We start from the raw sequence: 21,462 nt of genomic DNA on the forward strand, positions 1-21,462 counted from the left end.
GTCCCACCGCTGGCCACCACGCCCTCATCCGCCCACGACGGCTGGCTCCACCCGCAGTCCGCCTCCGACGCCGCGCCAGCTCAGGACCCCGGTCGGTCTGGGCGCACCGCCGAGCCCTCCGCCCGCAGCAGGGCCCTCACGGCCGGGCCGACCGCGTCAGGGGGCTCCCGCACCGTCTCCCGTACCTGGGGCCCCGGCGGGGCCGGGGCCTCAGGTACGGGAGACGGTGCCGCAGCCCTCTGACCCCGTCCGCCCGGCCGTGAGGTCCCTGCTGCGGTCGTAGGGATCGACGGTGGGCCCCGACCGACCGGGGTCGTCACCCGGCGAGGCGTCGGAGGCGAACTGCGGGTGGAGCCAGCCGTCGTGGACGGAGCAGGCCGTGTTGGCGACGTCGTCGACGTACAGGGTGATCGCGAACTTGCCGGGGGTCACCCGGTAGCGGGACGGGTCGGGGAACTCAACATCCAGGATGCGGCGGATGATCGTCCGGGCGACCTCGGTGGACCCGGGCTCCGCCTGCACCAGGGGGTACACGAAGGTGTAGTCGGCGTGGACGACGACGGCGCGGTCCTCGCCCTTCGCGAAGGTCATCCGGCCGCGGGTCTTGACCACGTCTCCCGCCAGGGCGACTTCGGAGGGCTTGAAGCGCACCGCGAGCCGGAGCGGGTCGTTCTTCCCGGTCGGCTTGCGGAAGGCCGTCTCGAACCGGGTGCGCAGTTCGCGCTGACTCGGATCGATCATCCCCAAGGCGGCGTCAGGCCGTTCGCCCCGCAGCGTCGCGGGGTCGAGGTTGGTGTCGACCAGGTACGCCTTGACGTTCTTGAGGGCGGCCTTCACCTGCGCCGACGTCATCCAGCCGGCCGACCGCGCCTTCGGCGGGACGATCCCTGCGGCGCCGTCGGCGTACTGCTTCGCCGGGGAGCCGGCGAACGGGTCCTCGAGCGTGGGCGTGCCGGGGAACGCCTCCTTCGACGGGGCGCCGGTCGGCCGCGCGGTCTCCACGGGGAGCGGCGAGGGGTCCGGGGCCGCGCTGCCGCGTATCGCGTCCAGCGCCCAGCCCGGGTTCAAGGCGAACAGCAGGACCCCGACGGCGACGAGGACGCCGACCAGCCCGAGCCACCGGCGGCGCCGGTGGCCGCGCGCCTCGACCGCGTAGACCGCGGGGCCCGTGCGCCAGCCCTCGGGCTGCGCGGGCGGCGGGTTGCCGCGCCCTTTGCGCTTGGTGCGGCGCGCCGCCTCCGCGTCCTGCTGCCGCAGTCGCTCGGTGACCATACGGGCCCGCGCGGAGGGTTCCTTGGGCGCCGACGCACGGATCTCCGCCTCGCTGTCCTGGACGAACCGCTCCCAGATGTCGTCGGGCACGGAGGGGACGTCGTCGGGGGGCGGCGGAGTGGTGGTCACCGGAAGCTCTTTCACAAGATCGGACTGACAGGCCTTTCTATAACCGAACGCAGTTTCCCCACAAGCCCCGTCGGCCCCGGGACCACCGCCTCACCGGTACTCCGCGAGCCGCGGCCGCACACCGACCACGACGAGGGCCGCGGCGATGCCGAGGACGCCCGCGGGAACGGCGGGCCAGCCGTCGAGCGCGGAGCGCGCGGCGTCCGTGCGCACGGTGAAGTCGGCCTGCTGGTCCTGCGCGAGGACGTCCAGGGTGGTCGCGAAGTCCCAGAAGTCGAACCCCACCTCGCCGCGCCCGACGTCCGTGAGCACCACGGCCGCCTCGTCGATCCGCTTGCCGGCCATCAGCTCGACGAGCTTGCGGTCGTCGGCGCGGAAGTGCCCGTAGCGCTCGTTGACGTCGGCGTACGCGGGACGCTCGTCCGCCGCGGCCCAGCCGTCGGGGCCCAGCAGGCCGTCCAGCCGCCGGTTGAGCGCGTCGAGTTCGGCGCGCTGCTGCGGCTCGGCGCCGTTGACGAGCCAGCGGCTCTGCGTGGCGGCAGCCTCCGCGGCGACGGCGCGGGCCTGTGCGAGCCGGGACCAGGGGCGCAGTCCGTCCCGGGTCCCCGCGTCGAGGTCGGCGGCGGCGCCGGTGAAGGAGAACACGCCGGCGAGGGTGACCCCGAGCGCCGCGGACGTGGCGGCGGCCAGCGCGGGATTGAGGACCCGGCGGTAACGGCGGGTCAGGTCCCGCTGCCACCACAGGAGTACGGCGACGGCGACCAGGCCCAGGAGCCCCACGGCCACGGCCGAGCGCACGGCGGCGTCCTGCGCGGTGCGCGACGCCGCCGTGGCCTGCACGTCGTAGGCCTGCGCCAGGGTCGCGACCTTGGGCAGCAGGTGGCCGTGCATGATGTCGCCCGCCTCGGCGGAGAAGGCGACGGCGACCGCCGGCGGGTGGCCCGCGGCCCGCTCGTGGTGCTGCTCGTCGACGTAGGCGGCACGGCCGCTGGCGTCGTCGTAGCGCCCGAGCAGGTCGAGGATGCCGCGCACCTGCGCGGCATGGGCCTCGTCGCCGCCGAGCTGCCGGAGCAGGTCGCTGGCCTGGGCCCGGCGCTGCTGGGCGGTGATGAGCGCGAGGAGGCGGTTGCCGACCGACACCTCGGGGTCGTCGACCGCGTGGCCGGGCACCAGCTGGTTGGCGCGCTGGGCGTCCAGATCGGCCAGGGCGAAGCGGAGTTCCGCGGTGACGGCGGCGCGGTGCGCGGAGGTGTCGCGCAACCGCTCGGCGTCCGACCGTACGGTGACGGCCCCGACGACCACGGCGAGGCACAGGGCGAGGACGGCCACCAGCGCGGCGGTCGCCTGGACGACCAGGCGCGCCGGGGGCGGCATGCGCCGGCGCCGCGCCCGGACGGGCGGTACCGGCGCCCGGCGCACCGGCGGTGCGGACGCACCGGGCGCGGGGGACGGCGGCGCGACCGCCGGAGGCGCGACGTGAGAGATCGTCATATCCGGACGCTAAGAGCGCCCGTGGAAGGGAAGGCGGTACTCCGGCGGACTCCTGGTGACCACGACGTAACAGAACGGAACGGGCGGGCCGGGTCAGTCCGGCCAGCTCCCCGCCGTCAGGAAGGCGTCGATGGTGACGGCGTACGGCGTGACGTCCAGGCCCTGTTCGGCGACCCAGGCATCGGAATAGTACTTGTCCAGGTACCGGTCGCCGGGGTCGCACAGCAAGGTGACGACACTGCCCGTGCGGTCCGCCGCGACCATCTCCGAGACGATCTTGAAGGCGCTCCACAGGCCGGTGCCCGTCGATCCCCCGGCCTTGCGCCCGATGGCCGCCTCCAGGGCGCGGACCGCCGCCACCGACGCCGCGTCCGGCACCTTCATCATCCGGTCGATGGCACCGGGCACGAAACTCGGCTCCACCCTCGGGCGGCCGATGCCCTCGATCCGTGAACCGCGGTCGCAGCACACGGAGTCGTCGCCGCTCACCCAGCCGTCGAAGAAAACCGAGTTCTCCGGGTCCGCGACGCACACCAGGGTTTCGTACTGCATGTAGTGGATGTAGCGGGCGATGGTGGCCGAGGTCCCGCCGGTGCCGGCGGTGGCCACGATCCACGCCGGGCAGGGGTTCCGTTCCAGGCGCAGCTGCTGGTAGATCGACTCGGCGATGTTGTTGTTGCCGCGCCAGTCGGTGGCGCGCTCGGCGTAGGTGAACTGGTCCATGTAGTGGCCGCCGGTCTCCTCCGCGAGGCGGGCGGAGACCTCGTAGACCGTCCGCGGGTCGTCCACCAGGTGGCACCGGCCGCCGTGGAACTCGATCAGCCGCTGCTTCTCCCAGCTGGTGGTGCGCGGGATCACGGCGATGAACGGCACGCCGATCAAAGCGGCGAAGTACGCCTCGGACACCGCGGTCGAACCGCTGGAGGCCTCGATGACGGGCTTGCCCGGCCGGACCCAGCCGTTGCACAGGCCGTAGAGGAACAGCGAACGGGCGAGGCGGTGCTTGAGGCTGCCGGTCGGGTGGGTCGACTCGTCCTTCAGGTAGAGGTCGATGCCCCAGGCGTCGGGGAGCGGGAAGCGCAACAGGTGTGTGTCGGCGGAGCGGTTGGCGTCCGCCTGGACCTTGCGCACGGCCTCCTTCAGCCACCCCCGGTAGTCCGGGTCGGTCCGGTCCACGTCGACGGTGGGCATCGCCTCCGTCGCCCTCGCACGGTCTTCGCGGTCACCCTTCTCGCTGCTGTCCACCTGCGCCGCCTTCCGTTCGCGCCCGTCTCCCGATCATATGCAGGCGCTGGTGCCACGCCCCCCGGAGCGGGCAGACTTCGAGCGGACGAAGGAGGGGATGCGCCGTGGCCGAAGCGGAGTTCACCGCCACAGGGGTGCGGATCGGACGGCGGCTGCGGTCGCTCACCCGGGGCGGGCAGGTCCTGATCCGTGACGGCCGCCTGGTGCTGCTCACCAGCCGCGGGCGGGAGATCGACAGCGCCCCGGTGGAGGACGTCCACGCCCTGACCCCGCGTTTCGCGGTGCGGCGCCGCACCCTGACACGGCTCAACGGCACCGGCTACCTGCTGACCCTGCGCACGCAGGGCACGGCGTCCGCGGGCCGCTTCCTGGACGCCCTGCGCACGGCCCGGGAGCGGGTCGCGCGCCGCTGAGCCGAACGGAACAGCACTCTCCGCGTTCACGGAGTTGCGGTAAGCATCCATCGGGGTGATCCTTGAGTGGCGTCACGGAGTCACTGCAGCAGTCACTCACAGCAATCCCGCAAAGGTGTTCCCATACCATGCGGGCGGGGCATGCCCCGATCACAGGGGCGCGCCCTCACCGCGGAGGGAGTCGCAGCCGTGATCAGCTCAGAAGGCAGTAAACGGCAGTGTGCCCTGGAACTTGAGGCACTGCCGTCCCGGATCCAGCAGGTACGCCGAATCGTCGCCGCTCAACTGCGGTACTGGCGGCTGGACCCCCTGATCGACCCCACTCTGCTGGGCATCACCGAACTGCTCGGCAACGTCCACCGGCACGCCCGGCCGGACAAGCGCTGTTCCGTCGAGCTGAGTTTCGCCTCCGGCTGGCTCACCGTCGCCGTCTCGGACAGCGATCCGCGCCTGCCGCGGGTCCGCGAGTTCGAGCCCCTGGCCACCTGCGGCCGCGGCCTCGCCATGGTCGTGTCGATGAGCGACAGCTGGGGCACGGAGACCGTCAACGACGGTGGCAAGGTCGTGTGGTTCACGCTCCGGGCCGAGGCGACGGTCTCGTCCAGGGCGATGACCGAGCAGGTGTCGGCGGCCGTCGTCCGCAAGGTCGCCCCGCGGACGCTGCCGGTGCTCCCCGAGACGCCGGAGGCCTGGGCCCCGGTACTCGATCGGCTGGTCCCGGCCGCGGCCGAACCGGTGCTGGTCTGACGCGCGGCCGCCGCACCCCCGCAGGGGCACGGCGGCCGTGGCCCCCGGGCCGTCGTCGGCGGAGTCACTCCGCTGCGATGGCCCTCAGTACGTCCAGACGCGCCGCGCGCCGGGCCGGACGCCATCCGGCCAGGACTCCGGCGGCCAGCCCGACCAGCACGACGACCGCGAGCTGGACGGGCGGCACCGCGAAGGCGCTCGTGCCCGCGCCGTCCGACGCCTTGACCAGTGCCCAGCCGAGGAACCCCCCGAGCGCCAGGCCGCCGGCCGTGCCGAAGGCGGCGACCAGGACGGACTCCCAGCGGACCATGGCCCGCAGCTGGCTCCTGGTCTGCCCGACCGCGCGCAGCAGCCCGAGTTCGCGGGTGCGCTCGTGCACCGCGAGGGTGAGCGTGTTGGCGATGCCGAGCAGCGCGATGAGGACGGCCAGCGCAAGCAGTGCGTAGACGAGCGTCAGCATGATGTCCACGCCCGAGGCGGCGGATTGCGCGTACTCCTCGCGGGTCTGCACCTCGGGGTTGCCGTACTGCCGGGCGATTCCTTGGACGGCTGTGCGGCCCTCGTCGAGGGCGACGCCCTTCTTGAAGGCGACGGCGACGAGGTCGTCGGCGTCCTGCACCTTGTGCGGTGCCCAGGCAGCGCGGGTGACGATGTAGTCGCCGCCGAGGCCGGCCTCCGGGTAGACGGCGCGCACGGTGAAGGTCTGGCGGGTGCCGTCGGCGAACGCCAGCACCATGGTGCTGCCCGGCTTCCAGAGGTGCTTGTCCGCTTCCTTGCGGGAGACGGCGATGCCGTCCCGGCCGAGGCCGCTCAGGGAGCCGTCGACGGCACCGAGGTCGAGCACGCGCGTCAGGGCGACAGGGTCGGTGACCGTCAGCTGTCGCCCACCGCCGTCGACTTCGGCGACGCCTCTGCCGAGCCCGACCGCCGTCGCCACCTCCGGCAGCTTCGCCACCGCGGGGGCGAGCCCCGGGCTGAGACCGTTCGCACCCGCACCGAACCCCGAGGCGGTCAGGGCGACGTCGCCGGCGAAGGAGCGGTCGACGGTCCGGTCCATGGTGGCCTTCAGGGAGGCACCGAAGACCGTGAAGAGCGACACGACCGCGACGCCGATCATCAGCGCGGTGGCGGTGGCCGCCGTCCGCTTCGGGCTCCGCAGCGCGTTCCGCCGGGCCAGCGCCCCGGTGGCACCGCGCAGCCGGGCGAGCGGTGCTCCCAGGACGCGTACCGCGTACGAGGCGGCGACCGGCCCCAGGACGACGAACGCGACGACGACCACGGCGGCTCCGGTGGAGGCGAGCCACACCTCCGGCGTGCCCGTCGCGCCCGCCACGGTCGTCGCGGCACCGGCCACCGCCAGCGCGGCCCCCAGCGCCGCCCGTCCGCGCGAGGCACCGGAGTGGTCCACCGCCGTCTCGCGCAGCGCGGCGAGCGGCGCCGTCCGCCCGGCCCTGACGGCGGGCAGCACGGCCGAGCCGGTGCAGACGAGCAGGCCGACGCCGAGCGGTACGGCCATGGCGGTGGCGCCGACGACCAGTCCCTCGTCCGGGAAGGGGAATCCGACGGCCGGGAACAGCGCCTGGAGCCCGGCCGCGATGCCGATCCCGCCGAGGAGCCCGGCGGCCGAGGCGGCCAGCGCCACGGCCACGGCTTCCGTGAGCGTCGAGCCCAGCACCTGGCGCCTGGACGCGCCGAGCGCCCGCAGCAGGGCGTTCTCCCGGGTGCGCTGGGCGACGACGATCGCGAAGGTGTTGTGGATGCTGAAGGTCGCCACGAGCAGGGCGATCCCGGCGAAGACCGTGAGCAGGGTCGTGAACAGCGACAGGAACCGGCCCGAGACCTGGTCGAGGTTCTCGTCCGTGGCCTGCTGACCGGTGATCGCCTCGACACCGTGGGGCAGCACGCCCGCGACGCGCCTCGCCAGCTCTTCCTGGCCGACACCGGATGCCGCGCGCACCTTGATCGTGGACGCCCGGCCGGGCCTCGGCATCAGTTGGCGCTCGGCGTCGGCGCGGGTGAGGCCGGTGAAGGTCGACTGGCCCATGCCGTCCTCGCCGCCGAAGGTCACCAGGCCGACGATCGTCACCCGCAGCGGGTCGGGGGTGCGCAGCACGGTCGTGTCGCCGATGCCCAGCCCGCCCTGCTCGGCCGCGGCACGGTTCACCACTGCCTCGCCGGCGGCCCTGGGGGCGCGGCCCTCGGCAAGGGCGTACGGGTTGAGCCCGGCGTCGTCGATCCAGTTCCCGGCGAGGGTCGGCGGGCCCTGACCGCCGACGGGCTCGCCGTCACGGCCGACGAGTTGGCCCGCGCCCTCGATGCCGGGCGCGACGGCCGCCACTCCGGGCACGGCCCGCAGCCGCGCGACGAGCGCGGTGTCGACGGGTTCGCGGGTGCCTTGTCCCTCCCCGGGGACGGTGACGACGTCGGCGCTGCGGACGACCACGTCGGTGCCGCTGTTGGCGTTTCCAAAGAGCGTGTCGAAGCCGGCGCGCAGGGTGTCGCCCATCACCATGGTGCCGGCCAGGAAGGCGACACCCAGGAAGACCGCCAGGAAGGTGCCGGCGAACCGGCGCTTGTGGGCCCTCAGGGAGGACAGGCTCAGCCGCAGGGACGCGCGGACCGGCCCGGCCGGCGCGCTCATGACGTCACCCGCTGCCGCAGTGCGGTGCCGCGTCCCGCGTCGCGGGCGGTGTCGAAGGCCTTCATGCGGTCGAGGACCTTCTCCGCGCTCGGATCGGGCATCGTGTCCACCAGGCGTCCGTCGGCGAGGAAGACGACCTCGTCGGCGTGGGCGGCGGCGACCGGGTCGTGGGTGACCATGACGACCGTGCGGCCCATCTCGTGGACGGCCCGTCCCAGCAGGCGCAGCACCTCCTCGCCGGACCGCGAGTCGAGGTTGCCGGTGGGCTCGTCGGCGAAGACGACCTCGGGCCGCCCGGCCAGCGCCCTGGCCACCGCCACGCGCTGCTGCTGGCCGCCGGAGAGCTCGCTCGGGCGGTGCCGCAGCCGGTCGCCCAGGCCCACGACGTCGATCAGGGCGGCCACCCACTCGCGGTCCGTCCCGGCACCGGCCAGGTCCTGCGGCAGGGTGATGTTCTCCGCCACGGTCAGGGTCGGCAGCAGGTTGAAGGACTGGAAGACGAAGCCGACCCGCTCCCGGCGCAGCAGCGTCAACTGCCGGTCGCCGAGCGCCCCCAGCTCCGTGTCGCCGATCCAGGCGGTCCCTGAGGTGAGGGTGTCCAGGCCGGCGGCGCAGTGCATGAGGGTGGACTTCCCCGATCCGGAGGGACCCATGATCGCGGTGAACCGCCCGCTGGGGAACCCGACCGTGACCCCGTCCAGGGCACGCACCCGGGCGTCGCCCGCACCGTAGATCTTGACCGCGTCGACGACACGGGCGGCGGTCATCGCTCCCCGCCCTTGGGGAAGCGGCCGAACTGCTCGTCCAGGACGGACAGCCGGCGCCAGTACTCGTCCTCGTCGATCTCGCCCGCGGCGAAGCGGCGGCCCAGTACGGCGATCGGCGAGTGCTCGCCGATCGCGGCCCGGGCGTGCCAGGGGCCGCGGCCGAGGCCCCTGCGCCACGCGGCGCGGCGCAGCACGAATGCGACGCCTCCGATGACGGCGGCCCAGATCAGCGGGAAGAACAGGATCCAGGGGCCGGGGCCCCCGTCCCAGTGGTCGGCGAGCGAGGTCAGTGCGTTGGCGTCCATCGCGAATCGTCTCCTTGGTGATGCCGTGGTTTCCCGGCACTACGAGACTGGTCCGCGAGCGGCCGCCGGTCGTCGTACGGTCAGCGGCACCGCGGGTACCACCCGGGGAGTACGGGCGCTGTCGGTGCCTGCGCCTAGCATGCGGATCATGTGGCGATGCACAGGTCTGCGATGGGTGTCCGGGGGGCCGGCGTGGACCTGGTGGCACCCCCGCCACGGCGACCGGCGCAGTCCCGTGCGCCTCGGCGACCCGCTGGCGCTCGCCGTGGAGCCGGGCGCGGTGCGGCAGTGCATGGGCGTGTGGCGTTCAGGGCGCTGGACTCCGTGCCCCCGGGCCGCAGAACTTCCCGCGCAGGTCCGCCGCGACCAGTGCGAGCAGTGCGCGGCACTGGACCGCTCCCGGTCCGTGGCGGCGGACACGCGGCTGGACGACCCCCGGACCTTCGCGGTGTACCTGGCCTGGTTCGGCCCGGGTCTGGGCAAGGTCGGCATCACGGCGGCCGAGCGGGGCAGCGCGCGGCTGCTCGAACAGGCCGCGATCTGCTTCACGTTCCTGGGGCGGGGGCCGCTGATGGCCGCGCGCCGCGCCGAGTCGGTCCTCGGGACGGCGCTGGGCATCCCGGACCGGGTGGCGACGTCCGCGAAGCGTGCCGCCCGCGCCGCGCTGCCACCCGCAGCCGCACGGGTGGCCGGGCTCCGGGCCCTCCACGAGGCGGCGGCCGCGGTCCCCGACTGGCGGGACACACTGACCGCCACCGGGTTCCGACCCGTCGACCACGCGGCCGTCTTCGGCCTGGAGCCCGACGCGCCGCAGGCCACCGCCGCGGTGACCGGGCTCGCCCCGGGTACTGCCCTGGGCGGCACCGTCGTGGCGGTGGCCGGGGGCGACGTCTACCTCCGCACGGCCGGGCCGGCCGGCGGTGTCCTGCTGCTCGACACGCACCTGGTGCCGGGATGGCCGCTCACCGCGTCGGCGGAGGACCTGCCGGCCCCGCCCACGAAGGCACTGCCGCAGGCCACCGAGCCTCCGGAGCCGTTGTTCTGACGGTGCGCCGGCGACTGCCGGAGGTGGACCTCAGGCGCCGAGCGCCGTGAGCGGGTCGTCCAGCACGGGCTGCCAGGCCAGTTCCGCGGCCCCGACGAGGCTGTTGTGGTCCAGGGCGCAGGCGAGCAGCGGGATGCCGCCGCTGCGCCCCCACAGGCTGCGTTCGGCGACGACGGCACGCAGCCGTCCCGGGTCGGCGTCGAGCAGCCAGCGGTGCAGACCGCCGAGCAGGATCCGGTCGGGGTTGAGGACGTTGACCAGTCCCGCGAGTCCCTGGCCGAGGTGGTCGATGAGGCTGTCGGCGGCGCGCCGCACCGCGGGGTCGTCGTACTCCTCGCGGAGCAGGGCACGGCACTGGTCGGGCAGCGAGCCCTCGGGGCCGGGGATGCGGCCAGCGGACTCCAGGAAGGCGAGGGGGTCCACTTCGACGTCGAGGCAGCCGCGGCTGCCGCAATGGCAGGGGCGGCCCTCGGGGTTGACCGTGAGGTGGCCGACCTCCAGGGCGAGTCCGGCACTGCCGGTGTGGAGCTTGCCGTGCAGGACGAGCGCACCACCCACGCCGCGGTGGCCGGTGGCGACGACCAGCAGGTGCTCGGCTCCCTGCCCCGCACCGTGCCGGTGCTCGGCGAGCGCGGCGACGTTGACGTCGTTGCCGACGAAGCACGGCGGCGGCGCCCCGTTGGGGGCGATGATGCCCGACCGCTCGATCTGCTCGCGGAAGATGTCCAGGACGGGTGCGCCCGCGGGCCAGGCGAGGTGCAGGGGGTTGAGCGCGGCGCCTTCCGGCTCGGCGACGGCGGAGGGCACGGCGAGGCCGGCGCCCGCGCACGCCCGGCCGGAGGCGCGCAGCAGCTCCGCGCCGGCCTCGACGACGGCACCGAGGACCCGGGCGGGGTCCGCGGGCACGGTCATGGTGACCGGAGTGGACGCGAGGATGTGGCCGCCGAGTCCGACCAGGGCGGCGCGGAATCCGTCGGCGTGGATCTGCGCGGCGAGGACGACGGGCCCCTCGGGGTTGACGGCGAGCCGGTGCGAGGGCCGGCCCTGCGCTCCGGCGGGTCCGCCTGGCCGGGTGTCGACCCGGATCAGGCGCAGTGCCTCCAGCTCGGCGGCGACGGCCCCCGCGGTCGCCCGCGTCACGCCGAGTTCGGCGGTGAGCACGGCGCGGGTGGGGGCACGCCCGGTGTGCACGAGCGCGAGCGCGGGGCCGAGCGCACCACGGCCCCGCTCCAACCTTGTCCGAGTCTGGGTCACAGTCCTATTCTCACTTTGTGCCGAGCCTAAACAAAATACGGAGCGTACTCGCCCGGCAAGATCGCGCAAGTCCGCCGCCCCCGTTGCGGCGCCTGCGTGTCGCCTTGACCGCGTTCTTCGCCCTGGACGGATTCGTCTTCGCCGGCTGGGTCGTTCGCATCCCCGCCGTCAAGGAGCAGGTCGGCGCCTCGGCTGGAGCGCTCGGCCTCGCGCTGCTCGGTGTGTCGGCGGGGGCGGTCGCCACCATGATCCCCAGCGGGCGGCTGTGCCGGCGCTTCGGGGCCCGGCAGGTGACCGTCGGCACTGGCGCCGTCCTGTCACTGGGCGTCGCGTTGCCCCCGTTCACCCACTCCCCCCTCGCCCTCGGTCTCGTACTGCTCCTGCTCGGCGTGGGCTTCGGCGGCATGAACGTCGCGATGAACAGCGTCGCCGTCGACCTGGTGGCCGCTCTGCGGCGCCCCATCATGCCCGGTTTCCACGCGGCGTACAGCCTTGGCGGACTGGTCGGGGCGGGCGTCGGCGGACCACTGGCCGCGCGGCTGACGCCGGCCCAGCACCTCGTCGGCGTGGCGGTGTTCGGGCTCCTGGCCACGGTGCTGCTCGGGCGGCTCCTGCTCGGACCCGCCGTCCCCCGTACCGCGGAGCCCGCGGATCCCCCGGGCGTCGCCATGGAGGGTGCGCACGACGGGGCGCGTCAGGCAGGCGCCCGGCGGATGGTCGCCGTTTTCGGCCTGATCGCGCTGTGCACCGCATACGGCGAGGGAGCGCTCGCCGAATGGGGTCCGCTCCACCTTCAGGAGGACCTGCACACCGGTCCGGCCCTCGCGGCCACCGGATACGCCGCCGTCGCCCTCGCGATGACCGTCGGACGCCTCTCCGGCACCGCCCTCCTGCTGCGGCTCGGCCCGACCCGGGCGGTGGTGCTGGGCGGACTGACGGCTTGCGCCGGGATGCTGCTGGGGGCGTTCGGTCCCGAGGTCTGGCTCGTCCTGGCCGGTTTCGCGCTCACCGGGCTCGGGCTCGCCAACGTCTTCCCCGTGGCCATCGGCCGGGCCGGTGCCCTCGGCGGCCCCGGCGGTGTGGCCACCGCCTCCACCCTGGGGTACGCGGGCTTCCTGCTCGGGCCACCCACGATCGGCTTCCTCGCCGACGCCTTCGGGCTGCCGGTCGCGCTGACCACGGTCGCCGCGCTGGCGGCGGTGGCCGCCGTGGTCGCGCACACGACCCGGCACGCGTCCGCGGCCGCCGGAGTCTGACGCGTCGCATCCGGGTTCCCCCGGCGTGCGGGGACCGGACGGCCGACGCCGCCCACGGCTGGGGTGGTTGGTCGGCGGCGGTGGCGGCGGCCGTGGTGTCGGCGGTCCTCAACGCGGTGTTGTGCGGCGTGGTGGCGCGGGCCCGCCGCCGGCGTCGACCCGCACACTGGGTATTCACGGGCCCGGCTGTCGGTGCCGGCTGCCACAATCGCGTCATGGAGACAGCCGAGTTCATCGAGGTGCTGCGACGCGACGGCGCACTGCTCGCCGACGCGGCGGAAGCGGCCGGGCTCGACGCCGAGGTGCCGTCCTGCCCCGGCTGGCGCGTGCGCGAACTGGTCCGCCATCAAGGCATCGTGCACCGCTGGGCGACGCGTTACGTCGCGGAGGGGCGGCGGCAGCCGGAGCCCATCGAGGCCGAGGCCCCCAGGGACGACGCCTCGCTCCTCCCCTGGTTCCGCGAGGGCCACGGGCTGCTGGTCGCGGCCCTCGATGCGGCGCCCGCCGACCTGGAGTGCTGGTACTTCCTCAAAGCCCCCTCCCCGCGGGCCTTCTGGGCGCGGCGCCAGGCGCACGAGACGGCGGTCCACCGGGTCGACGCGGAACTGGCCCTGGGCCGGGCCCCGTCCCCGGTGGATCCGGGGTTCGCGGCCGACGGCATCGACGAGTTGCTCGCCGGTTTCCACGCCCGGCCCAAGAGCCGGGTCCGCAGCGGGACGCCCAGGACGCTGCGGGTGCGCACGACCGACACCGACGCCGCGCGGGACGACTGGTTCGCGCGCATGTCGGCCGATCCCCTGGCCGTCGAACGGCCCGCGCCGGGCGAGGCGGACTGCACGGTGAGCGGCACCGCCGAGGAGCTCTACCTCACCCTCTGGAACCGGGGTGCGTACGAGAAGCTGCAGGTGACGGGGGACGACTCCGTGATCGAACTGTGGCGGCGCACGGCGGCGATCGACTGACGCACCGGGCGCGACGCGGGGCGGCGCCCCGGTTACCCGTGGGTAACTTCACGTGCTAGCGTCTGCGCATGGCACGACGTTCCCTCACACCCGCCGCCCTGCGCCGCGCGATCACCTGGTGGCCGCCCTACCTGTTCTCCGGCATCCGCGTCCTGCACATCGCCGACGACTGGAGTTCGGCCCGGGTCCGGCTGCGGCTCCACCGCTTCAACCGCAACTACGTGGGCACCCACTTCGGCGGATCGCTCTTCTCGATGAGCGACCCCTTCTGGATGCTGCTGGTCATGAACCGCCTCGGGCGCGACTACCTGGTGTGGGACCGTGCGGCGGAGATCGAGTTCGTCTCGCCCGGCAAGGGGGACGTGTTCGCCGACTTCAAGCTGACCGAGCACCGGCTCGAGGAGATCAGGGAGCTCACCGCGGGCGGCGACAAGGCCCTGGTGTGGTTCGAGAACGACGTCGTCGCGGACGACGGGACGGTCGTGGCCAGGGTCCGCAAGCAGCTGTACGTCCGCCGGAAGCGCGACTCCCGCTGAGCGGAAGGACGCCGGCGACGCCGGGCACCCTCAAGCCTGGCCGAGCATCCGCTCCAGGACGGCGCGCTGGACGGGCTTGACCTCCCCGTGGCGCACCCGGCCCGCCTCGGTCAGCGCGACCCGCACCCCGCGCCGGTCCTCGCTGCAGATCCCCCGGCTGACGAGGCCGTCCTTCTCCAGCCGGCCGACCAGCCGGGAGAGCGCACTCTGACTCAGGTGCACGCGGTCCGCGAGCTCCTGGACGCGGTAGGTGCATCCGCCGTCGTCGGGGTTGCCCTCGGCGAGCAGGTCGAGCACCTCGAAGTCGCTCGCCCCGAGTCCGTGCGGGTTCAGCTCACGGTCGAGTTCGCACGCGGTGCGCGCGTGCAGGGAGAGGACCTCCCGCCACCGCTCCACGAGCACATGCTCACTCTTCACGCCGGTCATGGCCGCAGGATAGCAGAAAATCAACACTAGATGTACGCACATTAAATGCGCTTGCATCTGATGCACATGCATGTAGTGTTCCTCGGCATGACCTCTCCGCACACCGCCGTCCCCGGTTCCGACGGGCGCTGGAGCGCCCGGCAGTGGGGCACCCTGCTGGTGCTCTGCGCCGCGCTCTTCCTCGACGCCCTGGACGTCTCGATGGTCGGCGTGGCCCTCCCGTCCATCGCGGACGACCTCGACCTGTCCACCTCGTCGCTCCAGTGGGTCGTCAGCGGCTACATCCTCGGCTACGGCGGCCTGCTGCTCCTCGGCGGCCGTGCCGCCGACCTGCTCGGCCGGCGCCGGGTCTTCCTCGTCGCGCTGGCCGTGTTCGCCCTGGCGTCCCTGCTCGGCGGACTCGTCGACTCCGGCGAACTGCTCATCGCCAGCCGCTTCATCAAGGGTCTGAGCGCGGCGTTCACCGCCCCGGCGGGACTGTCCATCATCACCACGACCTTCGCCGAGGGACCGGTCCGCAACCGCGCCCTCAGCATCTACACCACCTGCGGCGCGACCGGCTTCTCCATGGGTCTGGTCCTGTCCGGCCTGCTGACCGAGGTGGGCTGGCGCTGGACGATGCTGCTGCCCGCGCCCGTGGCCGTCCTTGCCCTCGTGGCCGGCATCCGCCTGATCCCGTCGAGCCCCCGCGAGCGGCACACCGGCCGCGGCTACGACCTGCCCGGCGCCCTGACCGGCACCGGGGCGATGCTGCTGCTGGTCTTCACCGTCGTCCAGGCCCCCGAAGCGGGCTGGAGTTCGGCCCGCACCCTGCTCTCCTTCGCCGCCGTCGCCGTCCTGCTGGCCGCCTTCGCGGTGATCGAGCACCGCAGCAGCCACCCCCTTATCCGGCTGGGCGTCCTGCGTTCGCCCCACCAGATCCGCGCCAACCTGGGCGGCGCCGCCTTCTTCGGCTCCTACGTGGGCTTCCAGTTCCTCGTCACCCAGTACATGCAGTCGCTGCTGGGCTGGTCGGCGCTGCAGACCGCGCTCGCCTTCCTGCCCGCAGGAGCGCTGGTGGCGATCGCCTCCACGCGCATCGGTCCGCTGGTGGACCGCTTCGGCACGCCGCGGGTGATCGCCACCGGGTTCACCCTGCTGTTCGCGGGCTACGTGCTCTTCCTGCGCGTCGACCTCACCCCGAGTTTCGCCGCGGTGATCCTGCCGTCGATGCTGCTGCTGGGCGCCGCGTGCGCGCTGGTCTTCCCGTCGCTCAACATCCAGGCCACCAACGGCGTGCGCGACGAGGAGCAGGGCATGGTCTCCGGCCTGCTGAACACCTCCTTCCAGGTGGGCGGCGCCATCTTCCTCGCGGTGGTGACCGCCGCGATCACCGCCGGGTCCGATGACGGTCACCCCGCCTCCCCGCAGGCCGTACTCGACAGCTACCGCCCAGGGCTGGTCGTCGTCAGCGCGATCGCCCTGGCCGGACTGCTGATCACCCTCACGGGGCTGCGCCGCAGGGTGTCGTACGGCTTCGTGGTCGCCTCCTCCGACACCGCCACGCCGGTGGGCGAGGAGCGCAAGGTCCCGGTGCGGGACTGATCCGCTCGCCGGCCTGGGGGCCCGCGCGGACCACGGTCCGCGCGGGCCCCTGCGGTTCAGCCGAGCCAGCCGGGCCGCACCAGACCGGATTCGTAGGCGAGGACGACGAGTTGGGCCCGGTCCCGGGCGCCGAGCTTCACCATCGTGCGGCTGACGTGCGTCTTGGCGGTGAGCGGGCTCACCACCAGGCGGCGTGCGATCTCCTCGTTGGACAGACCGATCCCGACCAGGGCCATCACCTCGCGCTCCCGCTCGGTGAGCCGGTCGAGTTCCGCCGCTGCCGAGGGCTCCTTGGACCGGGCGGCGAACTCGGCGATGAGCCGCCGGGTCACGCCGGGCGACAGCAGCGCGTCGCCGTCCACCACCGCCCGTACGGCACGCACCAGTTCCTCCGGCTCGGTGTCCTTGACCAGGAAGCCGGAGGCGCCCGCCCGGATGGCCTCGAAGACGTACTCGTCGAGCTCGAACGTGGTGAGGATGACGACCCTGACCCCGGTCAGCGCCGCGTCTTCGGTGATCAGGCGGGTGGCCTCCAGTCCGTCCATGACGGGCATGCGGATGTCCATCAGCACCGCGTCCGGGGTGAGTTCGCGGACCAGGCGCAGCGCCTGGGCGCCGTCGGAGGCCTCCCCCACGACCTCGATGTCGGGCTGGGCGTCCAGCAGGGCGGCGAAGCCGGCGCGCACCAGGAGCTGGTCGTCGGCGAGCAGGACCCGGGTCATGGGTTCTCCTTGTCGGGGACGGGCGCCACCGCGGCGCCGGCGGCGAGCGGCAGACGGGCCATGACGCGGAAGCCGCCGTCGGCACGGGGTCCGGCCTCGACCGTGCCGCCGAGCGCCGCCGCACGCTCGCGCATGCCGAGCAGCCCGTTGCCGCCACCGGAGTCGGGGGCGTGGTCGGCGGTCGTGGTGGCGGGGCCGTCGTCGTCGACCCGCAGCTCGACGGCGTCCCGGCGGCGGGTGACGTGGACGCGGGCGGTACGGGAGCCGGAATGGCGGATGACGTTCGTCAGGGCCTCCTGGACGATGCGGAACGCCGCCAGGTCGACGCCGGGTGGCAGGGCGCCGGTGCGGCCGTCGCGGGTGATGTCGACGGCCAGGCCCGCGCCCGCGGCCTGTTCGAGCAGTTCGGGCAACCGGTCCAGGCCCGGGGCGGGCGAGCGGGGTGCCTCCCCGGGGCTGCGCAGGGTGCCGAGCACCTGGCGGACCTCGCCGAGCGCCTCCTTGCTGGCCGCCTTGATGGTGGTCAGTGCCTGCCGGGCCTGCTCGGGGCGCTCGTCCATGAGGGCGAGCGCCACCCCCGCCTGCACGTTGATGACCGAGATGCTGTGCGCGAGCACGTCGTGCAGCTCGCGGGCGATGCGCAGCCGCTCCTCGTCGGCGCGGCGCCGTTCGGCCTCGGCCCGCTCCCGCCGGTCGCGGACGAACTGTTCCCTGCGCAGCCGCCACAGCTCGGCGACGGCGAGGATCGCCAGCAGCCAGGCGGCGGCCCCCGACACCTGGGCCCACGAGGCGGCCTCGTCCCCGGCGGGCGGCAGCCAGCGGTACAGCCACACGGTGATGAGCAGGTAGGCCGTGTACAGGGCGGCGGCGATGATCAGGACGGCTCTGCGGCGACCGGCGGCGACGGCCGTGAAGTAGGCGGCGACAATGCTCAGGAAGACCGGACCGTACGGGTAACCGGCGGCGACGTACGCGAGCGTGACGGCCGAGACGGCGGCGGCGACCGCGACGGGCGCGAGGTTGCGCCACAGGAGCAGGACCGGCCCCGCGAGCAGGAGCGCGTACCCGAGGTGGCCGAGGATGACCCGGCCGGGCGCGTTGTGCGCGGCGGCCGTGGTGCCGACCACCTGGACGACGGCGATGATCAGCGACGAGATCCACGGGTGGCGCAGGCGCTCGCCACCGCCGTGGGAGTGGGCGGGCCCGGTGTGGCGCCACCAGGGCCCCCAGGGCGGGCCGCCGCCCCGTGTCACGTCGTCGCTCATGCGGCCACGCTAGACCGGGGGGCGGCGGGTCGGCGTCCGGTCGGCGGGGTGATCGCGTCTACTCCCCGTGGAGTACGCGCTCACGGCGGAGCCCGGCTTGGTGCGCCAGGCCCGCGACGGCGTGGTCGAAGAAGTCGTCCCGCGCCTCGACCACGTTGTTGAACTGGCCGAACACCTCGAAGCTGACGAGGCCGAAGAGCTGCGCCCAGGCGGCCACGAGGGAGGGGATCGCCCGTGCCGGCAGGTCGCGGTCGAGGTCCTTGCTGAGCCGCCAGGCGTCGGCGTGGGCGGCCTCCGACAGTGGGGTGTCGGCCGGGGAGGCGGCGAGCGCCCCCGCGATGTGGGCCTGCTCGGCCACGGCGATCAGTGCCAGCCCGACCCGGGACGCGGGTCCGATCGTGTCGAGCGGCGCGGAGTAGCCGGGCACGGGGGAGCCGTAGATGAGGGCGTACTCGTGCGGATGGCCTAGGGCCCAGCGGCGTACGGCCCGGCAGACCTCGCTCCAGCGCTCCACGGGGTCGCCGCCTGCACGGGCCAGGGCCTCCTCGGCGGCGGCGCCCACCGCGTCGTAGGCATCGATGATGAGGGCGGTGAGCAACTCGTCCCGGCTCGGGAAGTAGCGGTAGAGCGCGGAGGAGACCATGCCCAGCTCCCGCGCCACGGCGCGGAGCGAGAGCCTCGAGGCGCCTTCGTCGGCGAGCTGCCGGCGCGCCTCTTCCTTGATGGCCGCGGTCACTTCGTCGCGGGCCCGTTCCCTGGCCGTTCGGATGACGCTCATGCGATCAGTGTATCCACGAATGGAGCGACGACCAAGAAAGAGAGCAGTGCTCTTGCCATGGAGCGACAGGGCGTGCACACTGTTCTCAAGCGAGAGCACCGCTCACGGACCACTCTCGGTCCACGGCCCGCGCGTCACGGAGGAGTCCTCATGTCCGAGCACGTCATCAAGCCCGGCTGGTTCACGGTCAACGTCTTCAACCGCGCGGTGGCCTGGCTCACCCGCCGCGGTCTGAGCGTGTGGGGCTCCCGCGTGCTCGCCGTCCGCGGCCGCAAGAGCGGGGAGTGGCGGCGCACCCCGGTCAACCTGCTGGTGGTGAACGGGGAGCGCTACCTCGTGGCGCCGCGCGGGCACGTCCAGTGGACGCACAACATGCGCGCCGCCGGCGGCGGTCAACTGCTGCTGGGCAGGAAGGTCGAGGAGTTCAGCGCGACCGAGGTCGGTGACGACGTCAAGCCCGAGGTGCTGCGTGCCTACCTCAAGCGCTGGAAGGCCGAGGTGGGCGTGTTCTTCGGCGGCGTGGGGGCGGACTCCACCGACGAGGAACTGCGCGCCATAGCCCACAAGCACCCGGTCTTCCGCATCACCGAGCTCCGGCGCGTCAGCTGAAGCGGACCTCCACCTTCTCGAACCCCAGCGAGGTCAGCAGCTGTTCCAGCATGGCCCGGGTGTTGGTCTCCGCCCGCTTCGCCAGTTCGGTGGACTTGGCCGCCTGCTGGATCTTCTTCGCGGCGAGTTGCTGGACCTGCTGTTCGTCCCCCGGGTGGGAGGAGAAGAAGTCACCGAGCCGGTCGAAGAAACCGCGCTCCTGGGCCACCACGTAGGAATGGTCGGGGTCGAGCGAGGTCCGCTCGAGTTGGGCGTGGGGCAGCGTGATGACGGCGGAGGTCCGGTCCTCGGAGACGGTGACGCCCTTCGGGCCCACGTCACCGAGGTCCACGTAGGCGTCGACACTGCCGGACCCCACGTAGAGCGTGCGCCTGCCGCGCACGGCGTCGGGAAGGAACTTGGCGTCCTTCTCCAGGTCGACCACGACCTGGAACTGGCCACTTGCTCCTTCGAAGCGGCTCATGTCCTGGATCGCCTTGAGCACCACGGGACCACTGCGGTCCTTGGTCTCCTCGGCGAAGGGATTGGGCAGACCCGGTATCAGGTCCGCGCGCGCGACCAGGAACAGAAGTCCGCCGAGCACGACGAGCCCGGTGAGTGTACGCACCCACCACGGCAGTCTTCCGTCTACGTTCCTCAAGGGCATGACGAGGACACCTCCCATAACGTCTCTGCCCCTCAACTCCGCCTTTATGACGCCCAGGAGGGTGCCATCAGGAGGTCAACGACGGTCGAACGACTCCAGCGCGCGACGGGCCAGCGGATGCGTACGGACCAGCTCGGCGAGCGAGCTGGAACCGCGGGTGATCTTAGCGAAGGCGTTCCACGCCGGGGGGAGGGTTGTGAGAGCCGCGTGCAGCAAACCCGGACGCTTCTCGAAGACGCCCAGCATCCGGCGGCCGACGCCCATCTCGACCCCGAGGCCGGCCTTGACGGCGAACGCGTAGTTCAGGGCCTGGCGCCGCGCGTCCACCGCGTCGCTCGCCTCGGCGATCCGCACCGCCCACTCCCCCGCCAGGCGGCCGGAGCGCAGTGCGAAGGAGATGCCCTCGCGGGTCCACGGCTCCAGCAGGCCCGCCGCGTCACCGCAGACCAGCACGCGGCCGCGGGAGAGCGGGGAGTCGTCGGCACGGCAGCGGGTGAGGTGGCCGGAGGAGATGCTCGGCTCGAAACCGGCCAGACCCAGCCGGCCGATGAAGTCCTCCAGGTAGCGCTTGGTGGCCGCGCCCTCGCCGCGCGCCGAAATGACGCCGACGGTCAGGGTGTCGCCCTTGGGGAAGACCCACCCGTAACTGCCGGGCAGCGGGCCCCAGTCGATGAGCACCCGGCCCGCCCAGTCCTCGGCGACCTCCGCGGGCACCGGGATCTCGGCCTCGAGCCCCAGGTCGACCTGGGCCATCTTGACGCCGACGTGGGCGCCTATCCGGCTCGCCGAGCCGTCGGCGCCGACCACCGCGCGGGCCAGGATCGTCTCGCCGTCGTTGAGCACCACCGCGACGGTCCGCCGGTCCGGGACGGAGGTGCCGTGCTGTTCGACCCGGGAGACCTGGGCCCCGGTCCGCAGCCGCGCGCCCGCGTCGACGGCCGCGTCCACCAGCTGGGCGTCGAACTCGGGCCGGTTGATCAGCCCGAAGAGCATCTGCCGCGACCGGCGGGTGCGGCTGAGCCGGCCGTTGAGGCTGAAGGTCACCGCGTGCACCCGGTCGCGCAGCGGGAGCTCGAAGCCCGGCGGCAGCGCGTCGCGGGAGGGCCCGATGATGCCACCGCCGCAGGTCTTGTAACGCGGCAGTTCGGCCTTCTCCAGCAGGAGCACACGGCGTCCCGCACTTGCCGCGGCGTAGGCCGCCGAGGCCCCGGCCGGCCCGGCACCCACCACGACGACGTCCCACACCTGCGTGCCGTCGACGTCCTCCGCCGAACCGCCGTCCTGCGCCTGGTACTCGCTGCTCACGTGTGCTTCCGCTCCCGTTCGACCTGCCGACTGCCGTCGCCCCTGCTCAGCCGCATACTAATCC

Annotated in this window: 21 protein-coding genes; 8 read left to right on the forward strand and 13 right to left on the reverse strand. The window is 73.5% G+C overall.

Annotated elements, in window-relative coordinates; genetic code table 11:
• Positions 1-210: 210 nt before the first annotated feature.
• The 3 genes from PV350_RS22340 to PV350_RS22350 form a co-directional block, all read right to left on the reverse strand.
• A complete protein-coding gene (locus PV350_RS22340; protein ID WP_499510690.1) occupies positions 211-1,401 on the reverse strand; it encodes a hypothetical protein in 1,191 nt (396 codons plus the stop codon).
• A 90-nt stretch (positions 1,402-1,491) separates the two neighbouring features.
• Positions 1,492-2,892 (reverse strand): GlnX family signal transduction membrane protein, encoded by a 1,401-nt coding sequence (locus PV350_RS22345; protein WP_500335617.1) that lies wholly within the window; start codon positions 2,890-2,892, stop codon positions 1,492-1,494.
• Between the two features lie 93 nt (positions 2,893-2,985).
• Positions 2,986-4,083 carry a PLP-dependent cysteine synthase family protein gene (locus tag PV350_RS22350; protein WP_500335649.1) on the reverse strand — a complete coding sequence of 366 codons (1,098 nt, stop codon included), beginning with the start codon at positions 4,081-4,083 and terminating at the stop codon, positions 2,986-2,988.
• Between the two features lie 158 nt (positions 4,084-4,241).
• Between PV350_RS22350 and PV350_RS22355 the strand changes: the two genes are divergently transcribed.
• Together PV350_RS22355 and PV350_RS22360 are read left to right on the forward strand one after the other, a co-directional pair.
• The gene (locus PV350_RS22355; protein WP_499510692.1) at positions 4,242-4,550 is read left to right on the forward strand and encodes a hypothetical protein; all 309 of its coding nucleotides are present in this window, start codon (positions 4,242-4,244) and stop codon (positions 4,548-4,550) included.
• Between the two features lie 189 nt (positions 4,551-4,739).
• Positions 4,740-5,297, forward strand: a complete 558-nt coding sequence (locus PV350_RS22360; RefSeq protein ID WP_499510693.1) for an ATP-binding protein — start codon at positions 4,740-4,742, stop codon at positions 5,295-5,297.
• 64 nt (positions 5,298-5,361) lie between these two features.
• On the opposite strand, the gene PV350_RS22365 is transcribed toward PV350_RS22360, so the two are convergent.
• Genes PV350_RS22365 through PV350_RS22375 form a run of 3 tightly spaced genes read right to left on the reverse strand, consistent with a single transcriptional unit; the run spans position 5,362 to position 9,010 of the window.
• Positions 5,362-7,938 (reverse strand): ABC transporter permease, encoded by a 2,577-nt coding sequence (locus PV350_RS22365; RefSeq protein ID WP_500335619.1) that lies wholly within the window; start codon positions 7,936-7,938, stop codon positions 5,362-5,364.
• On the reverse strand, positions 7,935-8,705 hold the full coding sequence (locus PV350_RS22370) for an ABC transporter ATP-binding protein (protein ID WP_500335621.1): 771 nt from the start codon (positions 8,703-8,705) through the stop codon (positions 7,935-7,937). Before PV350_RS22370 ends, PV350_RS22365 begins: the two co-directional genes overlap by 4 nt.
• Positions 8,702-9,010, reverse strand: coding sequence for an SHOCT domain-containing protein (locus tag PV350_RS22375; RefSeq protein WP_499510696.1), 309 nt, complete (start codon positions 9,008-9,010; stop codon positions 8,702-8,704). The genes PV350_RS22370 and PV350_RS22375 overlap by 4 nt, the downstream gene beginning before the upstream one ends.
• A 148-nt stretch (positions 9,011-9,158) precedes the next feature.
• Here PV350_RS22375 and PV350_RS22380 point away from each other — a divergent pair, with 148 nt between their 5' ends.
• Positions 9,159-10,055 carry a DUF2797 domain-containing protein gene (locus PV350_RS22380; protein ID WP_500335623.1) on the forward strand — a complete coding sequence of 299 codons (897 nt, stop codon included), beginning with the start codon at positions 9,159-9,161 and terminating at the stop codon, positions 10,053-10,055.
• A gap of 30 nt (positions 10,056-10,085) precedes the next feature.
• Here the strand turns inward: PV350_RS22380 and PV350_RS22385 are convergent, their stop codons facing one another.
• Positions 10,086-11,309, reverse strand: a complete 1,224-nt coding sequence (locus PV350_RS22385) for an ROK family protein (RefSeq protein ID WP_500335625.1) — start codon at positions 11,307-11,309, stop codon at positions 10,086-10,088.
• A 17-nt stretch (positions 11,310-11,326) separates the two neighbouring features.
• On the opposite strand from PV350_RS22385, the gene PV350_RS22390 reads away from it, so the two are divergent.
• The 3 genes from PV350_RS22390 (at position 11,327) to PV350_RS22400 (ending at position 14,063) form a co-directional block, all read left to right on the forward strand.
• Positions 11,327-12,565: an MFS transporter gene (locus tag PV350_RS22390; RefSeq protein WP_499510699.1), complete on the forward strand. Its 1,239-nt coding sequence runs from the start codon at positions 11,327-11,329 to the stop codon at positions 12,563-12,565.
• A gap of 215 nt (positions 12,566-12,780) precedes the next feature.
• Positions 12,781-13,527: a maleylpyruvate isomerase family mycothiol-dependent enzyme gene (locus PV350_RS22395; protein ID WP_499510700.1), complete on the forward strand. Its 747-nt coding sequence runs from the start codon at positions 12,781-12,783 to the stop codon at positions 13,525-13,527.
• A 68-nt stretch (positions 13,528-13,595) separates the two neighbouring features.
• On the forward strand, positions 13,596-14,063 hold the full coding sequence (locus tag PV350_RS22400; RefSeq protein WP_500335628.1) for a DUF4442 domain-containing protein: 468 nt from the start codon (positions 13,596-13,598) through the stop codon (positions 14,061-14,063).
• A 30-nt stretch (positions 14,064-14,093) separates the two neighbouring features.
• Here PV350_RS22400 and PV350_RS22405 read toward each other — a convergent pair whose 3' ends face one another.
• Positions 14,094-14,489 (reverse strand): MarR family winged helix-turn-helix transcriptional regulator, encoded by a 396-nt coding sequence (locus PV350_RS22405; protein ID WP_499510702.1) that lies wholly within the window; start codon positions 14,487-14,489, stop codon positions 14,094-14,096.
• 87 nt (positions 14,490-14,576) lie between these two features.
• Between PV350_RS22405 and PV350_RS22410 the strand changes: the two genes are divergently transcribed.
• Positions 14,577-16,073: an MFS transporter gene (locus PV350_RS22410; RefSeq protein WP_500335630.1), complete on the forward strand. Its 1,497-nt coding sequence runs from the start codon at positions 14,577-14,579 to the stop codon at positions 16,071-16,073.
• A 56-nt stretch (positions 16,074-16,129) separates the two neighbouring features.
• Here PV350_RS22410 and PV350_RS22415 read toward each other — a convergent pair whose 3' ends face one another.
• From PV350_RS22415 to PV350_RS22425, 3 genes are read right to left on the reverse strand one after another with little or no spacing between them, the layout of a single operon-like run.
• Positions 16,130-16,795: a transcriptional regulator gene (locus tag PV350_RS22415; RefSeq protein WP_499510704.1), complete on the reverse strand. Its 666-nt coding sequence runs from the start codon at positions 16,793-16,795 to the stop codon at positions 16,130-16,132.
• The gene (locus PV350_RS22420) at positions 16,792-18,060 is read right to left on the reverse strand and encodes a sensor histidine kinase (RefSeq protein WP_500335632.1); all 1,269 of its coding nucleotides are present in this window, start codon (positions 18,058-18,060) and stop codon (positions 16,792-16,794) included. Before PV350_RS22420 ends, PV350_RS22415 begins: the two co-directional genes overlap by 4 nt.
• Positions 18,061-18,118: 58 nt before the next feature.
• A complete protein-coding gene (locus tag PV350_RS22425) occupies positions 18,119-18,838 on the reverse strand; it encodes a TetR/AcrR family transcriptional regulator (RefSeq protein ID WP_499510706.1) in 720 nt (239 codons plus the stop codon).
• Between the two features lie 150 nt (positions 18,839-18,988).
• Here PV350_RS22425 and PV350_RS22430 point away from each other — a divergent pair, with 150 nt between their 5' ends.
• Complete coding sequence (locus PV350_RS22430; RefSeq protein WP_500335635.1) at positions 18,989-19,447, forward strand: nitroreductase/quinone reductase family protein; 459 nt, start codon at positions 18,989-18,991, stop codon at positions 19,445-19,447.
• On the opposite strand, the gene PV350_RS22435 is transcribed toward PV350_RS22430, so the two are convergent.
• The gene (locus tag PV350_RS22435) at positions 19,440-20,111 is read right to left on the reverse strand and encodes a DUF4230 domain-containing protein (RefSeq protein WP_499510708.1); all 672 of its coding nucleotides are present in this window, start codon (positions 20,109-20,111) and stop codon (positions 19,440-19,442) included. The genes PV350_RS22430 and PV350_RS22435 overlap by 8 nt on opposite strands.
• Positions 20,112-20,168: 57 nt before the next feature.
• The gene (locus PV350_RS22440; protein WP_499510709.1) at positions 20,169-21,398 is read right to left on the reverse strand and encodes a geranylgeranyl reductase family protein; all 1,230 of its coding nucleotides are present in this window, start codon (positions 21,396-21,398) and stop codon (positions 20,169-20,171) included.
• Positions 21,399-21,462 lie beyond the last annotated feature (64 nt).

It is taken from the genome of Streptomyces sp. PA03-6a (genome assembly GCF_033792765.1).
Lineage (GTDB): Bacteria > Actinomycetota > Actinomycetes > Streptomycetales > Streptomycetaceae > Actinacidiphila.

What these genes read in the sequence shown, in the direction of transcription:
- PV350_RS22345 (WP_500335617.1), bottom strand. Translation starts at nt 2,892, where the DNA reads ATGACGATCTCTCACGTCGCGCCTCCGGCGGTCGCGCCGCCGTCCCCC.
- PV350_RS22350 (WP_500335649.1), bottom strand. Translation starts at nt 4,083, where the DNA reads ATGCCCACCGTCGACGTGGACCGGACCGACCCGGACTACCGGGGGTGG.
- PV350_RS22365 (WP_500335619.1), bottom strand. Translation starts at nt 7,938, where the DNA reads ATGAGCGCGCCGGCCGGGCCGGTCCGCGCGTCCCTGCGGCTGAGCCTG.
- PV350_RS22370 (WP_500335621.1), bottom strand. Translation starts at nt 8,705, where the DNA reads ATGACCGCCGCCCGTGTCGTCGACGCGGTCAAGATCTACGGTGCGGGC.
- PV350_RS22375 (WP_499510696.1), bottom strand. Translation starts at nt 9,010, where the DNA reads ATGGACGCCAACGCACTGACCTCGCTCGCCGACCACTGGGACGGGGGC.
- PV350_RS22380 (WP_500335623.1), top strand. Translation starts at nt 9,159, where the DNA reads ATGTGGCGATGCACAGGTCTGCGATGGGTGTCCGGGGGGCCGGCGTGG.
- PV350_RS22395 (WP_499510700.1), top strand. Translation starts at nt 12,781, where the DNA reads ATGGAGACAGCCGAGTTCATCGAGGTGCTGCGACGCGACGGCGCACTG.
- PV350_RS22400 (WP_500335628.1), top strand. Translation starts at nt 13,596, where the DNA reads ATGGCACGACGTTCCCTCACACCCGCCGCCCTGCGCCGCGCGATCACC.
- PV350_RS22405 (WP_499510702.1), bottom strand. Translation starts at nt 14,489, where the DNA reads ATGACCGGCGTGAAGAGTGAGCATGTGCTCGTGGAGCGGTGGCGGGAG.
- PV350_RS22410 (WP_500335630.1), top strand. Translation starts at nt 14,577, where the DNA reads ATGACCTCTCCGCACACCGCCGTCCCCGGTTCCGACGGGCGCTGGAGC.
- PV350_RS22415 (WP_499510704.1), bottom strand. Translation starts at nt 16,795, where the DNA reads ATGACCCGGGTCCTGCTCGCCGACGACCAGCTCCTGGTGCGCGCCGGC.
- PV350_RS22420 (WP_500335632.1), bottom strand. Translation starts at nt 18,060, where the DNA reads ATGAGCGACGACGTGACACGGGGCGGCGGCCCGCCCTGGGGGCCCTGG.
- PV350_RS22425 (WP_499510706.1), bottom strand. Translation starts at nt 18,838, where the DNA reads ATGAGCGTCATCCGAACGGCCAGGGAACGGGCCCGCGACGAAGTGACC.
- PV350_RS22430 (WP_500335635.1), top strand. Translation starts at nt 18,989, where the DNA reads ATGTCCGAGCACGTCATCAAGCCCGGCTGGTTCACGGTCAACGTCTTC.
- PV350_RS22435 (WP_499510708.1), bottom strand. Translation starts at nt 20,111, where the DNA reads ATGGGAGGTGTCCTCGTCATGCCCTTGAGGAACGTAGACGGAAGACTG.